11 protein-coding genes are annotated in these 14,302 nt (G+C 31.5%); all 11 read right to left on the minus strand.

Features of this window, described 5'->3' with window-relative positions; all coding sequences use genetic code 11:
- Nucleotides 1–20 precede the first annotated feature (20 nt).
- Nucleotides 21–1,265, minus strand: a complete 1,245-nt coding sequence (locus tag BUE84_RS18170) for a glycosyltransferase family 4 protein (RefSeq protein WP_079242919.1) — start codon at nt 1,263–1,265, stop codon at nt 21–23.
- A complete protein-coding gene (gene asnB / locus BUE84_RS18175; protein ID WP_079242920.1) occupies nt 1,265–3,115 on the minus strand; it encodes an asparagine synthase (glutamine-hydrolyzing) in 1,851 nt (616 codons plus the stop codon). The genes BUE84_RS18170 and asnB overlap by 1 nt, the downstream gene beginning before the upstream one ends.
- 1 nt (nt 3,116) lies before the next feature.
- Nucleotides 3,117–4,166 (minus strand): glycosyltransferase, encoded by a 1,050-nt coding sequence (locus BUE84_RS18180; protein WP_158521383.1) that lies wholly within the window; start codon nt 4,164–4,166, stop codon nt 3,117–3,119.
- A 200-nt stretch (nt 4,167–4,366) separates the two neighbouring features.
- Complete coding sequence (locus BUE84_RS18185) at nt 4,367–5,632, minus strand: hypothetical protein (protein WP_145953293.1); 1,266 nt, start codon at nt 5,630–5,632, stop codon at nt 4,367–4,369.
- 19 nt (nt 5,633–5,651) lie between these two features.
- Nucleotides 5,652–7,484, minus strand: coding sequence for a glucosamine 6-phosphate synthetase (locus BUE84_RS18190; protein WP_079242923.1), 1,833 nt, complete (start codon nt 7,482–7,484; stop codon nt 5,652–5,654).
- A gap of 101 nt (nt 7,485–7,585) precedes the next feature.
- Nucleotides 7,586–8,458 carry an O-antigen ligase family protein gene (locus BUE84_RS18195; protein WP_158521385.1) on the minus strand — a complete coding sequence of 291 codons (873 nt, stop codon included), beginning with the start codon at nt 8,456–8,458 and terminating at the stop codon, nt 7,586–7,588.
- 393 nt (nt 8,459–8,851) lie between these two features.
- Nucleotides 8,852–10,204, minus strand: coding sequence for a polysaccharide deacetylase family protein (locus BUE84_RS18200; protein ID WP_079242925.1), 1,353 nt, complete (start codon nt 10,202–10,204; stop codon nt 8,852–8,854).
- Nucleotides 10,205–10,217: 13 nt separating this feature from the next.
- Nucleotides 10,218–11,399 carry a lipopolysaccharide biosynthesis protein gene (locus BUE84_RS18205; protein WP_079242926.1) on the minus strand — a complete coding sequence of 394 codons (1,182 nt, stop codon included), beginning with the start codon at nt 11,397–11,399 and terminating at the stop codon, nt 10,218–10,220.
- Complete coding sequence (locus tag BUE84_RS18210; RefSeq protein ID WP_079242927.1) at nt 11,396–12,139, minus strand: PHP domain-containing protein; 744 nt, start codon at nt 12,137–12,139, stop codon at nt 11,396–11,398. The genes BUE84_RS18205 and BUE84_RS18210 overlap by 4 nt, the downstream gene beginning before the upstream one ends.
- Nucleotides 12,109–13,176 carry a hypothetical protein gene (locus BUE84_RS18215; RefSeq protein WP_079242928.1) on the minus strand — a complete coding sequence of 356 codons (1,068 nt, stop codon included), beginning with the start codon at nt 13,174–13,176 and terminating at the stop codon, nt 12,109–12,111. Before BUE84_RS18215 ends, BUE84_RS18210 begins: the two co-directional genes overlap by 31 nt.
- Nucleotides 13,177–13,284: 108 nt before the next feature.
- On the minus strand, nt 13,285–14,295 hold the full coding sequence (locus BUE84_RS18220; protein WP_079242929.1) for a Gfo/Idh/MocA family protein: 1,011 nt from the start codon (nt 14,293–14,295) through the stop codon (nt 13,285–13,287).
- Nucleotides 14,296–14,302 lie beyond the last annotated feature (7 nt).

Here is a 14,302-nt window from a genome sequence, read left to right on the forward strand (position 1 = left end):
ATATTTCAACTTATGCAAAATTATTTCTTTTGCTTTACAGAATGAAATACAATTGCATCCATATATTTTTTTCCTAACACCGGATACGTTCTGTTTTCAAAAATCCATTTTCTTCCTTTATCACCTATCTCAACCCTTTCTTCCTTGCTCATATTGGCATAATATAAGATGGCATCTTTAATATCCTCTGCAGAAGTACTGTTGATAAACTTACCGCAATCAGCTTCATTAATCATGGAAGGATATCCGGTATACGAAGCAATAATAGGTTTAGCGGCCAGCATATATTCTACCACTTTATTCATAGATTGTCCGTAGTCCCACACTTTTGAATCTTTAGTAGACAAGTACAGAATATCGCAAGCATCAAGAAAATATTTAACTTCACTTTGCTGAATTCTTTGTAAAAATGTCACATTGGAACAATTTTTTAGTTGTTCTTCATAAGACTCTCTGAGATCACCACTTCCAACAAGTAAAAAATGGATATTACTGTTCTCCTTCATCCTTTGTATTGTTTCAATAAAAGGTTCCAATGCATTGGTAACTCCCATACTTCCGGCATAACCAATAATGACTTTGCCTGATGGTACTATCCCTGAAAACGGATTTGTATCTTTTAAAAAGTCTTCAGAATAGTTTTCTGGATCAAATCCTAATGGTGAACAATGAAAAGGTCTTTTATCTCCCAGTAATTGTTCTACATGTAGATCTAATCTTGGCATTGTTCCTGCTACCAGATCCGCTTTTTTATACCCAAATTTTTCTATAAACCCTATCAGTAAGACAAGTGGATGCCATTTGGAAAAACCTGCTTCTTCTGTCATAGTTAAAGGCCATATATCCCGGATTTCAAAGACTAAAAAACTACCAAATTTCTTTTTCAGATAATAACCATAGATAATGGTAAAAATCGAAAGAGACGAAACAATAACCACATCAGGTTTTGTCATATTGGAAAGTTTCATTGAGAAAAGCTTTCTTTCAAAATCAAACCAGGACAATATTCTGTCTATTGATGCTGTTTTGATATATTTCTTCGTTTTAATCCATCTTATGGCAACACCATCCTGCTCTTCATCATTATAAATTTTGTCAGTTTCAGGACAATTGGTAAAATGATTTGAATCTGAGGTTATCATGAGGGTATTATTTCCCTGCCTTTTAAATTCTCTTGCTAAATAAAACAAACGTGAAGGAACTTTTGCATACTGAGGAGGTGAGGCATATTTGGAAATCAGCCAGGTATTTTTATTCATTTTCATCACTGAAGTGTTGGTTTTTTAATAGGATCTATGAGGAAATCAAGCATGATTGCTTCATTCAAAATATTGCTGTTATTAAGATTCTTGATTGTAAGGGCATCTTCAAGTCTACTGATGTCAGAGACAAAATCTTTTACTTTATTTTTATTTTCTAAAATATTAGATTGTATTCTTTCTCCCACACCATCATTTACCCAATTCTGGGTAACGTCAAAACCTCTTTTTAAACGGTTTTTAAGAATATAGCCTGGTACGTCTTTTTTCATCATTTCACGTAGTATCCATTTTCCATATCCATGTTTAATCTTAAGCAGATCCGGCAATGCCAGAGCAAACTCTACCAATCTATAATCCATAAAAGGTAGTCTGCTTTCAATAGAAAAATACATTGAATTTCTATCTTCATATCTTAACAGTGAAGGAATACTGTATTTCTGAATATCTGAAATCTGTCTGTTTGATAAAGACGTATTTTCAAAGAGATTTAAGGAAATATTTGGTAGGCAATCAAGGAATGAAGTATCTTTTCCTGTTGTTTTCAGATACCTGTTTTTCTCATTCCAATATGTTTTTATTTGCTTGGTTTCGAATATCAGCATAAGTGCTAAGGAATGAAAATATTGCAACCCCGGAAGGATTTCCTTTTTTTCGATCGCTTTTTTCAGTGCCACTACGAAAAACTTTCTGTATCCGGCAAAAATTTCATCACCTCCCTGGCCTCCTAATAAAACTTTAATGTTCCTTTCTTTTACCTGCTTGTATACTTCATGCTGTGCTATAATGCTTAATCCAAGAAATGGAGATTCCTGTGCCTCCATTGTCTGATCATAAATATTCCCCATCTCCTGTGCGTTGTAAGAGTGGTGAATATATTCAACATTGATATTTTTATCTTTTGCAAATTTGTTGATAACAGGTCCTTCTGATTTTGGGTGATCCGGAGCTCCATAGCTGAAGGCCATCAGGTGATCTACTTCTTTTGCTGTAATTGCTGCTATAGACGATGAGTCTACCCCACCACTTAAAGAAATTGCCAGAGGAACATCACTTCTCAGACGTATCTTGGTTGAACTTTCCAACAGAGCTTTCCCTTGGGAAATTAGCTCATCTGAGCTTAAAGATTCAAGTTCTTTTCTTTTTTTTGCCACCTGCTCTTCCAGGGAGTACCATGATTTTGTTTCTATTTTCAGTTCTCCATCCAGCGTACATTTCATCAATGATCCTGGCAAAAGATATTTTACATTTTTGAAAGGAGTTCTGTCTTCATATCCTTCAAAAAAACCGAACCTTATTCCACTGGAACAATACTCCAGATCTATCTCCTGATTTATTTGTTTTGCTACAGAGGCTATGGAAGAGGAAAACAATAGCTGGCCATCAAAAAAAGTATATATTAATGGTTTAACTCCAAATCTGTCTCTTACCAGATAGAACTCTCCTTTAATTTTGTCAAATAAACCAAAAACAAACATCCCGTTTAGTTTATCCAAACAGCCTTCACCCCAGCATTCCCATGCTCTTAAAAGAACTTCAGTATCTCCTGTTGTTCTGAATATAAAACCATTTGATATTAATTCTTCACGGATTTCCTGATAGTTATATATTTCACCATTAAAAGTAATAGTATATCTATCATCATGAGAAATCATAGGTTGGTTAGAAGCTCCTGAAAGATCAATAATTGCTAACCTGGAGTGAGCTAAAGTTACTGACCATCCTTCATATTCTGTTTTTTCAACTCCATAGTAATCCGGTCCTCTTCTTCGTATGTAATTATGCAAATCACTTCCTTCTTCAAAATTGAGGTTTTGTGATCTTTTAAACTCTATTGCTCCTGTTATTCCGCACATATTAGTTTGATAAAACTTTTTGATAAAACGTTAATAATTTTTCAGACTGGCTTTCCCATGAAAAATTTTCATAGACTAGCTTTTGTCCCAGTTCGCCCATTTGTTTAGCTCTTTCTTTGTTAAGAATGAAATAATCGATAGCATTGGCTATTTCCTGAGGTTTTTGAGGGTTTACGAAAATACAACAATCACTCCCTTTCAATAAACTTCTCCAGTAAGGAAAATCTGAGGCAATAAACGGAATTCCCGCAACCATGTATTCAAACATTTTTATTGGCAGACTCACTAAAAATGTTGGAATGGGATGCAAAGTAACCACACCTACTAACGAACGGTTATAAATATTATCTACTTCTTCAGAATTTACATATCCAAAGTCATTAACCAGGTGATAGTCTTTATGTTCCTTTATCTCTTTTTCCAGAGCAGGAGAAGAGTACATTCCTGCCAGATTCAGTTTGGCCTTTGATTTTGAAAGCTCCAATGAATTCATCAAATCTTTGATTCCTCTTGTATCATCAATGGATCCCACATAACAAACTTCATTCTTTTTTTCATCCCAGGAAATGCTCTCCTGTTTCTTACCTGATAAGATGGGATAGTTATTGATATTTTCAGTTTGTCTGGCAAATTTTTTAAAATAACTTTCAATATGAGGTGTTGCACCAACTACTCCGTCTATTTTTTTACAGATATAACGTTCGAAATTCTCATATAATAGAGAAATTATATTTGAAAAAGGGGATTTTAAATAAGGTGAAACTAAAATTGTGTTTACTGTATCTTCGTGAGAATCAAAGATTACCTTTTTATTTAGTTTTTTAAGTTTGTTTGCTACTAAAAGAAGTTCGGGATCATGAAGATGAAATACATCTGCATTAAGTTCCTTAGCTTTATTAAAAATTTTGTATGTAGTTTTCGTAATTCTTTTTAATCTGCCATCAGGTGCACCTATATCTATAATTTCCACATTGTCTATCGTTTCATTACCTTTACCATCAGCGACTACCAATGACACCCTGATATCATTGGATGCCAAACTTTTGCACATCTTATGAAATATTCTGGAATCATTCCGTGGATGAACACTCGTCAGGTGACATATGTGAAATTCGTATTTTTTATTCATTAATTGGATTTTGGAAAATTTTCAGGTTTCCTATTAAACATTGGTTATGTTTCATTCTTAATTATTTGATTTTCTAACAGATGGAGAATTACATACTTGAAATACAACCATGCTAAATGAGATTATTTCAGATTTACAATTTCCTGATAAAAACCTTTATCATGTGTGATATAGGCACTCTGCTCAGAATAATAAGGGAATTTTCCTGCTATTCTTTCATACATGATATTGACTTCTCTGGTATTTAACATTTTCCACCAGCCAATAAAAATATGTTCAAAGTTCTGAGATGGCTGGATTCCTTTTTTCCCACCTTTAACATCACTTCGAAAGCTACTGTTATTACCATCTATATAATTATTGAAGGTGTAAAAATCATTTTTTGAATTATAAACAGCAATGTTGGTTATCAACTGATTTGAAAGTAATGTGGTGAGTTTTTCCAAATAACTGTATTTTATTTTGTCGTTTTGAAAATTAAGTTTCAACAGATGCAGATAAGCAGACATTCTCGAAAAATGAGAAGCATCCCAATTGACATTTTGGCTCTTTTGAAGGGCTACATCCTTAAAATCCGGATGATCTTTCCAAATATTTGGCTGCAGATACCATGCTCCATCTTTAATACTTACTTCTTTTTTCAATACCTGATAGAATCTGTCTTTAATAGAGACTAAATCAGGAGTTATGGTTCGTTTGGCATCTTTTTCGATGAGTAAAAGACTTACACCAGTTCCCATAACGTATAGCTCAAAATCAGTAATTGCTCTATAATAACTTAGATTACCATTAAAGTTTCCACTTAAGATATAATCTATTCTTTGTTTTGCACCATAAAATTTCTTTGATTCAGCATCCCAAATGTTTGCGGGATTATTATTCCAATAATATAATACTTCATTTTTTATGAAATCATACATCTTGGTATTTTCGGCATTACCTTTTATACCACTTCTTCTTAAATATTCTGAAACAGTAAAGTAAAAGGTTCTTTTAGCCAAATCATCTGCCTGCGAATTCTTTTTTACAATAAGTAATGTATTATAAGTAAACAGCTTCTGAAATTTATTTATTAACTCATTATTTTGAGTATCATAAGCATATTGCATAGGAACATACAAAAGAGCTGAACTATCATAGACAGAACTGTACCACTTGGACAGTTGAGTCTCTGAGCTAAATACATCAGTATAAAAATCCAACATTTTGGAAATCTCCTTAACGCTTAAGTTTTTGTTCGTAAATGTGGGATTATCTGATGTAAATATTAATTTATTCTGTATTGCTGGTGCTGGTTTAAAAATAGGCATAGCCAAACAGAAAGAACTACTATACATCCAATAAGTAAATAATAAAGTAATCTTAAAAATCAAGGTAGAGCTTTTCATTTACGAACAAAAATTTAAATTATTTTTCAGTATACAATTTCGGAATTTTATTCACGATTTTAATCACTCTTTCAAAATCAAGTCCTAAAGTATCCAGATACCATCTGATATTCTGATAACGTGGAGTATTTTCTATTTCAACAAGTTCTAAAGCTCTTTCTCTTGTTATTTGTCCTTCTCTGATCTGATTACTTCTGAACGTATCATGCTCTGTAAAACCAGCTACAGTATAATATACATAATTATAAAAAGCTGCTGTACCATCACCAATTCTCCAGGTAGTGGTAGTATCAATTGCTTTTTCCCAATTATAATCATTTAAAAGAGTATTATCTACCTGCTCCTCATCCCATCTCCAATAATCAAAAATGTGATAGTAATCCTGTTTTTCTGTGAAGCTGCGATAGTATTCACCGGACAAAGTATCCCAAAGTGAACTATTAAAATATCCAGGACTCTCCATCATCGCTCTGAATCTTTTGGAATGATATCTCAGCTGTTTCATAGCACCATGACTGTATACTCTTTTTTCTTCAAAATCAGGTTCAATATCTAAAAATCCTGTTTTAAAGTGAGTTACTTCCAATGGATTTACTCCCCAAAGATTAAGGTTGATCCCTGTTTGCTTTTTGATATCTTCCACATGTCTGAAGAAATGTTTATCTCCTGCAGTAAGCATTGCCATCATTCCTAAATGAGGTGACTTCAGCCATGCTTCAAGGTTCATTCTGATATTCTTTCTTTTCAATGAAATATCTGCGGCAACAATAATGTTTTCTACCCCAAGATCAGCACACATACGGCTGATATTTCTTCGGCCAAGATCTGTTACCATTCCCCAATCATAGGTATAAGTAACAGGTTTCATCTCCAGTTCTTTTACAATAAGGTGCAATCCATAGCAGCTATCTCGACCTCCTGAAAAAGGAACAATACAATCCAGTTCCTTACCTTTTCTTCTGTAAGGTTCAACCAATTTAAATAATTCTTCTTTCGGTTTTGGATTATTTCTTGGTTTGTAGCTTTTACAGTAGTTACATACGCCTTCTTCATCAAATTTTATGAAAGGCATTGTCTCCGGAAGAATACATTTAGTACATCTTTTGATGTTAAGCTTTTTATATTCAAGTAATCCTTCTTCAATAGTATTAAATTTAAACTCAGGGATTAAGTTTTCTACTCTGCTTTTTTCATCTGTGACGGTAAGATTTTCTTTTGAGACTGGAATATCCAAAATCAAAGACTCTTCTTTTATCTGGGTGATATTTTCACATCCTATGATTCTAAGTCCATAGCTTTCTGATGCAAAATAAGTTTTGTCCTCATTATAACCTACATATAAACTGCCATTATTAGAAAAAAGAAGAAGTTTTCCTTTTTCTGGCAGAGCAAGAGCACAGGCAATAACTCCCTGACATAAAGAAAATATCTCTTTAGGAAGGTTTTCTAATTTGTTTTCGTCGTTATTAAGAAATTCTTCTGCAATAGCCACAATAGCTTCGGAATCAATTTTCAATTGTCTGCTTACCGATAGCTTACTCCAGACTTCTTCTTCGTTTACTATAATTCCATTATGTATTGCACATATATTTCCTCTGATGACTGGCTGATTATCCCCCAGCCCATTAGTAATCAATCTACTATGTCCTAAAACAATATTGTTATTATATGGTTTTACCTTATTCAGTAATTTTTCAATGCTATAATCAGCTCTGTTTACTTTATACTGGTTATTTTGATAATAAATCAAACCACTAGAATCTACTCCCCTTTGTTCGGAATGCTTTACCAGAGTTTGAAACTTTTGTTTATTAATACTGGTGTTCGATACGACACCAAAAATTCCACACATTTGTTTTTTTCTTTTTTTAAATTAAATAATATTTATAGGAACCTATATACGTATAATCTAATTTTATAAAATTAATATTATACATTATTTCAAATGAATTTTTAATTAGTTATTCCAACTTTGTATCTCTTCTCAGATAAAAAAAACATAATCCATATTATACTGCATCTCCAGGAATCAAAAGAGTTACTTTTATTGTCTTCCAGATAAAACAGTAAAACAATAATAAATAATATCAGCATATTTTTATTGCTTTTGGAAATAGAATAATTTCTAAAAAAGAATAATACATATGCCGACAGGTATAATCCTCCTCCCAGTATCCCCAATTCCATCATTGATTCTACAAACAAATTGTGCGGATAATTACTCACATCAGCACCTTCCAGTATAAATCCTGAGCTTCCAATTCCTAATCCAAAAAAAGGATGATCTAGTATTGATTCCAATCCAATCTCAAGAAAATTCCCTCTTATGGATAAACTTGTATCTTCGTTATAAGATTTAAATATGTTAAATCGTTCAAAATCTACATTTTGAAATGCAAAAGTATAAATATTCTCTCCAAAAATAAGAATGGTAAAAAATAATGCCCCTATTGCAAACCCTGTTTTATAATTTATTTTATAATTTTTAAGATTCAAAGTAAAGAAAACAATTAAGGATAGTATCAAATTGATGATAGGTCCTCTTCCCCCAAGTTGAAATAGTAAAAATAATATTGATAATCTGTAAGCCGCAACATACCATGTTAATTTGCTTGCCAGAGAGAAAATAAAACATGCACACAGCATGATTCCAATAACTAAATAGGTAGGAACTTTATCCACTAACAATTCAGAATCATGGAATATAATAAACATATTATTAAAATACAGATAAAACAATCCTACAATCATTAATCCACCAATAAGATACATCAATAATTTCAATTCAGAAAAAATAGATTTTTTAAATACAATAATGGGGTACATTACTGTAAAAATATTCAGAACAACAGCAAGGGATTTAGATTGGGCATAGATAGTAGATACTGAATAAAAATTAGAAATAAGAAAAATAAAACTCAATATAAGCATTAAAATAACGATGAGTCGATCCTTTACTTGTAGCGGAACTAGCGTACGCAATTCCGAGATCATTACCACAAAACAAAGCAAAAGAGACAATAGGGTCAAATCCATTGGAATGGGCAACCACTTTAGAGACCCCGAAAAAACAAAAATAAAATAAATGAATACTTTAAAAAATGTAAACTTGTCTGTAAATAATGACATATTTTTCAATTATATTTCTTTTTATTAAAATTAAGGAAGCTTTTCATTTATTACAATCAATCATGATATGTTGGATGAAATCTTTTTTTGTTATTGTAAGTTTCTATTTTTCATACTATATTGTGAAATAAATCTTAAATACACCTTCTTATACCACTTTTGATCTCTGAAAACTCTATCATTATGCCAAAGTATTACGAAATCACCTTCAACTCTTTTTGTTATTTTGAAAAGATTTTCCAATACCTCAAAAGCTTTATCCATAGAATATTTTTGGTAATACGTCAATGTAGCATCCATAGCAATTAGAGGGATCACAAGAATGTTGTAAGGTTGGTCTTTTTCAAAATTGTATGGGTGAAATTGGTGTGCTGTACCACATTTAAATCCTTCATGGTCTGCAAACCCCATAGTATAATCGACCTTTATACCACATTTCTCAAGATTTTCAAAAGTTACTCTTCGGTCAAATCTAAGATAGTGCTGTCTTGCAAATATAATATCTCTTTCTGATGTATTTCTAAGCCTCTCTATTTCATCGTTCATAACAGCAATATCCCTGAACGTATTGAAGCCTGGATGGATACCCAGCAGCATATCTGAATCTGCAATTTTGGACATTAAATTCAAGACATTTTGGTTTATAACCTGACCTTTGTCAAATTGAGATGGCTTCGCAGTCATAAAGAAAAAAACTGATCTTAAACCGTATTTTTTTGAATCTTTATACAATTGCTCTATTCCTTTAAGGTACTGATCTTCTTTTTTAAAAACAATAGTTTTTAACATGTTCAGTATTGAACTGCATAATTGTAAAGGTCTTCTTTCTCTAATAGCTTCTGCAGCCAAAGTCTTAATCGATGTAAAAAAACCGTCAAACCTATAAAGGTTATCTATATCATGAGTAGGAACAATTACAGTTGGCTTTAATGAGGGAGTAAAACTTTGTACTTCATTTTTAAGAATTTTTCTGATCAGAAATGCGTATTCATCAACAATGGGTATAGTAATCAGATTATATTTACAGACTAAACTATCTTTATATCTGAATCTGTCATATTCATCTCGTGCTTCTGAGGTCAATTCATCATAGCATGATAATAAAACAAAAGATAAAGTAATAATATCATAATTGATTTGAATATGTCCATTATTACATTCATAAAAATCACTTACATTTTCATCAATAACCGGAATGTAATAATAATCATCATATGAAGGTATAGACTTCATATGACCTTTGCCCTCTATCAGATCAAGCAATTTATCGTGTGAACATAACTTAAATTTAATTCTTATTCCCTCAACCTGAATCGTTACACTATCTTCCGATAAAAATTCTAAAGTTGGAGAAACGGTATAGCCAAATGCAATTTTCAGTAAAAACTTAATTGTATATAATATGGCATTTTCTGTTCGCAATTTTTTTAACATTACTTTCATGGCAACAAAAAAATCAAGATTTATTAAATAGTAAAGAGAGTAATAAATATCTAAATAGAATTACTCCTACATAAATCCATATAAAGAAATCTATTGTAGAGCTCTTTCCTAAAAAAAATGAAACAAACAAAACCAAAGTGGTAATTACCTCCCAAACGAGGAAAATTTTATTCTTTCTTTTAACCAATACACCACTTGAATAATGAGAAAAAGACGATGAAATAACCGTAGTGAAAATTATTATTTTACTCATATCAAATGCCTTTCTCCATTTATTAATATCAAAAAATAAAGAGAAAAAATATTCCCCAAAAATTAAATATACAATAGCAAATAGTAGGGAAACCAAAAATAATAATCCAACATAGGTATTCATTTTCTTATTGAGTTTCGCTTTATTGGTTTCTGACAAATCCTTGTATATTAACCCATTTAAACTTTCAGATATTAAACTTAGTGGTTTATTCACAATTTTGGAAGCCATAAAATAATTCCCCAAAATAGCTTCTCCAAAATAATGTTTTATAAAGAAACTAGGTAGCTCTGCATTAAAAGTATTAATAAAATAAGCTGGCATCTGATGCAATGGGAAGGACTTATATTTTATTATAATGTTATAAAATTCTCTGTAAACAAATTTTTTCCTTTGTATTTTGATATAAAATAATATAAATATAGTCGCCAAAAAATTAGGTATCACATAAGATAATATCAAAACCCAATATGATAATTTTATATAATAACCAGAAAGTATAATGATAACTGCAAACACAGAGCTTAGTATCATTGATTTACTGACAATATTCAACAAGCCTTTTTTTATAAGAATATCTTTTGATGCACTATATAAAGATTGACTAAATGCAACCAACGGTACAATTAAAAAATAGGAATCTATATCAAAAAATAACATTGAAATAAGTATAACGAAAAAGGAAATTAATGAGATGGTTATACTTAAAAAAATGGAAACAGCATATAGCATACTATATTCTTCACTCTTTGCTGGTAACATAATTGCTTTGTTGTAGGACAAAGTATAAAAGTACGCTAATGGGGCTGAAATTGATAAAATAAAGGAAAGTACTCCAATTTCGTAATCAGAATAAATTCTTCCTGTTAATGGAACTGCAATCAGTAATATTAATTGAGATAATATATTGCTACCTAAAAAAGATATTATTTTTCTTTTCATAAATTTAAATAATCTTCTTTAGTTCTCTTAAAAAGAGTTTTATATACAATATATATAAACAATTTAAAATTTTTGTTCACGTACGCTTTTTTAAGTTGTGATAAAAAAATATCTGATACTGAACTTTTTTTAAGAAATAATGGGGCAATTTCGCCATTCGTTAATGCTTCATGAAATTTCAAATCTTTTTTTTCATATCCTACCACTACATTTAAAAGAGTTTGAGGAATATGAGAATCAGAGCTCCAGATTACGGGTTTTTTATATTTTAGAGACAACAAATAAGACTTGTAATTATTAATGACTGATGATCTGGCGTTAAATACTTCTATCACATCAACAGCTTGTGCCAGTTCTTCTAATTGGGTGTGCCCGTCATATGGATGAGGCAAAATCAAGATGGCATTTTGTTCTTTTGCACTTTTATAAAACTCCTGCCATCTCATGTCTGTAATTTCATTCTTTACATTTAATGCTATAACATCTCCCCGATCAGTTTTATATTCCGCAGCAGTAGGAACATCTACATTCAGATTTAGTTCTTTTATTTTTCTTTGAAGTTCTAAACTCCCTTTTATGGTCTCATGATCAGTTAAAACAACAAAATCAAGTTTTTTATCTCTTATTGTTTTCACTATTTTTTCAATCGTATTTATTCCATCATAGGAATAGGTACTGTGAAAATGAAAAATTCCCTTTTTCATTTTATTTACTTTGAGAAAATTTTCTTTATGGTCCATATTAATTTGATTGAATCAACGAAAAAGTTTTCAAACAAGTTCGTATAAGAGTCCTTATAAAAATATTCTTTTATTTTATGCAGTTTTCCTGTTTTAAGTAAAACCAAAAGGTCTCCGTCTAAAACCCAAAAGAATTTTTTTCCAACTTCATATTTTTTTTCAGTTTGTTCTTCTATGTTATTTGAATAAGCTTCAATCAAAGTTTTTCCAAAATTGAGTCCTACTGCATAAGATAAATCTAATGAACCCCAAAATTTGGGATTTAACTCTATTAAATAATATTGTTGTTTCGTCTCATCATATTTATACTCAATCATTAATGGGCCGGACCAATTTAAATATTCTATAATTTGTTTAGATATATTAAACATTTTTTCACAAAAAATAGACTTGGCAGCTGTACTAGATCCCCCGGTAATTGGTATTTCTCTAATACGCTGGTGCATGTAATAGCTAATGATTTTACCTTCTTTAGCAATACAAAAGAAGCCTCTGCCTACTCCTGATACCTGCTCCTGCATTAATAGTTTTATTCCCCTTGACAAGTATTTTTCTATTTTTTCAAATTCGGATTCAGAACCTAATTTTACATATAACGGATCAAATTTGGCTAAGCTTTCATTGCTTGATTTAACAACACAATTCTTATCTCTACTGTATAGCCTTAATTCCTCCAGATTTGAAAATAATTTACATTCAGGATAATTTACATCGCTAAGAGAGTTCAAAATTAGCATTTTATCTTTATTTAATGCTATTTCAAGACTCTCTTTTGTAGGTATTAAACATAATTCTCTATATTTTTCAGAGCATATCTTTACAGCTTCGCTCCCTACAGGAATTATAAAATCGGGATTAATCTGTTTGACTGATTCTTCCAAATCCCCAACAATATAATCTTTACAATAACCCAATCTTTTAGCAAAAAAAACAGATTCTTTATCCATAGCAAAAACTTGGTACCTATTTTCTCTATGTAATTCCCGCTGTAGCGCTATAGAGTTTTTATAATTTGCTTCCGTTATCAAAATTCTCATATCTGTTTTTCATTATTCAGGGTTGAACAAAATTCAAGGATTTGACAGTATAGTTCTTTCTTTTTTCATTCTAAAAATTCATCATTATGCCAAAGTAATGAGAATTTCCTACTTTTTATCATATATTCTCTCAATAATATCCACCACTTTCAGCCCTTCCAAAGCATTCGTAGTAATGGTATTTCTTCCTTTTAATACATCTACAACGTTTTCAATGATAAAATGGTGATTGGCCGCAGATCCTTTATAAGCACCATAATCATTTCCAGGGTTTGTGGGAGCTAATTCCGGCATTACATAGTCTTTTATATTACAAACTTCTACTTTGTCCATGTATTGCCCCCCGATTTTCACAGACCCGTTCTCTGCAATGATCGTCATAGAACTTTCAAGGTTCTGATTCCAGACTGAAGTAGAATAATTTAAGGAACCCATTCCTCCATCTACAAAATCAAAGCTAACGAATCCTGAATCTTCAAAATCAGTAAGAGTTGCATGATTAAAATCTGCAAATTTTGCCTGAATATTAGTAATATCGCCGAACAGCCAGTACATGATATCGATAAAGTGAGAAAACTGTGTAAATAAGGTTCCTCCGTCCAGATCTTTTTTCCCGTGCCATGATTCTGTCTTATAATATCTGTCATCACGGTTCCAGTAGCAATTAAGCTGAACCATATATATATTTCCTAGTTTTCCGCTTTCTACCATTTCTTTCACCCATGCAGAAGGTGGAGAATATCTGTTTTGCATAACGGCAAAAACTTGTTTATGCTTGTGCAACGCTTGAAAAATAAGTTTTTCCGCATGCTGTTTTTTCAGAGCCATTGGCTTTTCTACTACAACGTGCTTACCTGCATCTATCACTTTATAAGATTGCTCAAAATGGAATCCGTTGGGAGAAGCAATGTTAATAACATCTACTTCAATCCCGGAAGCTAAAAACTCATCCAGAGATGCAAAAAAGGGAGCATCATAACTTTCGATTCCCAATTGAGATTTATCTTTAACATCAATCAATCCTACCAACTCACATTCATCATTTCTTGTGATCATTTCGGCGTGTCTTTTTCCGATATGTCCGCAGCCAACGACTGCAAATTTTATTTTTTCACTCATTTGTATG

Source organism: Chryseobacterium indologenes (assembly GCF_002025665.1).
Lineage (GTDB): Bacteria > Bacteroidota > Bacteroidia > Flavobacteriales > Weeksellaceae > Chryseobacterium > Chryseobacterium metallicongregator.

Excerpts from the sequence above, each read along its gene's own strand:
- BUE84_RS18170 (WP_079242919.1), bottom strand. The coding sequence starts at position 1,265 with ATGAAAATGAATAAAAATACCTGGCTGATTTCCAAATATGCCTCACCT.
- asnB (WP_079242920.1), bottom strand. The coding sequence starts at position 3,115 with ATGTGCGGAATAACAGGAGCAATAGAGTTTAAAAGATCACAAAACCTC.
- BUE84_RS18180 (WP_158521383.1), bottom strand. The coding sequence starts at position 4,166 with ATGTGCAAAAGTTTGGCATCCAATGATATCAGGGTGTCATTGGTAGTC.
- BUE84_RS18185 (WP_145953293.1), bottom strand. The coding sequence starts at position 5,632 with ATGAAAAGCTCTACCTTGATTTTTAAGATTACTTTATTATTTACTTAT.
- BUE84_RS18190 (WP_079242923.1), bottom strand. The coding sequence starts at position 7,484 with ATGTGTGGAATTTTTGGTGTCGTATCGAACACCAGTATTAATAAACAA.
- BUE84_RS18195 (WP_158521385.1), bottom strand. The coding sequence starts at position 8,458 with ATGTACCCCATTATTGTATTTAAAAAATCTATTTTTTCTGAATTGAAA.
- BUE84_RS18200 (WP_079242925.1), bottom strand. The coding sequence starts at position 10,204 with ATGAAAGTAATGTTAAAAAAATTGCGAACAGAAAATGCCATATTATAT.
- BUE84_RS18205 (WP_079242926.1), bottom strand. The coding sequence starts at position 11,399 with ATGAAAAGAAAAATAATATCTTTTTTAGGTAGCAATATATTATCTCAA.
- BUE84_RS18210 (WP_079242927.1), bottom strand. The coding sequence starts at position 12,139 with ATGGACCATAAAGAAAATTTTCTCAAAGTAAATAAAATGAAAAAGGGA.
- BUE84_RS18215 (WP_079242928.1), bottom strand. The coding sequence starts at position 13,176 with ATGAGAATTTTGATAACGGAAGCAAATTATAAAAACTCTATAGCGCTA.
- BUE84_RS18220 (WP_079242929.1), bottom strand. The coding sequence starts at position 14,295 with ATGAGTGAAAAAATAAAATTTGCAGTCGTTGGCTGCGGACATATCGGA.